This is a genomic window from Delftia sp. ZNC0008, assembly GCF_000799035.1.
In the GTDB taxonomy this organism is placed as follows: domain Bacteria; phylum Pseudomonadota; class Gammaproteobacteria; order Burkholderiales; family Burkholderiaceae_C; genus Comamonas; species Comamonas tsuruhatensis.
This window is the reverse complement of the sequence record NZ_JTKZ01000751.1, coordinates 1-824: the sequence shown is the minus strand read 5'-3', so window position 1 is coordinate 824 and position 824 is coordinate 1. Positions and strand designations below refer to the sequence as shown.

Below are 824 nucleotides of genomic sequence, written 5' to 3'. Positions count from 1 at the left end.
ATCGATGTGGGCGTGCATCTCATCCCCTACACGCTGCAGCGGCTGGAGCGTGCCAGCGGCTACGCGGCCGGCATGCCCATGCCCGGCTACTACCAGGGCGTTTGGCAGGCGCTGGAGCAGGGCGCCTCGCAACCCGATGTCCAGGCCTGGCCCGAGATGGCGGCACGCACCGTGAACGGCCTGCGTGCCCGGGGCCTGCCCGCCAGCCTGCCCGACGCGGCAGAGGCCGTGCGCCTGGCCCATGGCCTGGCTGCACTGCGCGCCTGCCACGGCGGCCGGGCCGAGCTGCTGGAAGCGCTGGACAGCGCCGTGTTCAAGGAGCATGCCCAGGCCCTGCGTCCGCAGCCTATGGAGCCGCAGGCCGGGCAGCAGACTGGTCAATGGCTGCTGGACGCCGACGACTACGGCCAGCTGCCACCCAACGCGCCGGCCGCCCCGCTGCTGGTCGATGTACAGGCCTTCTGCCTGCGCCACCGCCTGCCCGTGCGGCCTGCCGCACCCGTGCGCAAGGAGCTGGACATCTACCGCAGCGCCCGCCACCGCCGCCTGTCGCAGGGACTGCACCGGCTGCGCTACCTGGGCGTGCCCTATGCGCAATGCCTGGCGGGACCGGACTTTGTGGCGGGCACCGGCCTGGCGCGCGTGCGCGAGGTCTGGACGCTGGGCTGGCAGGTCGAGACCACGGTGGCACTCACCGAGGCCATGCGCCACGGCTCCAGCCTGCAAGAGGCCGCTGTCCACCGCGTGCTGGAGCGGCTGTCGCAGACAGCCGACACCGAGCCGGCGCAGCGCGTGCTGGAAGTGCTGGTCATGGGCCTGGACGG

Annotated in this window: 1 protein-coding gene; it reads left to right on the top strand. The window is 72.8% G+C overall.

What is annotated here, in order from left to right; genetic code table 11:
- Nucleotides 1-12 precede the first annotated feature (12 nt).
- The coding region (locus tag L995_RS24490; protein ID WP_231574523.1) for a DUF5682 family protein at nucleotides 13-824 on the top strand (812 nt) is incomplete at its 3' end.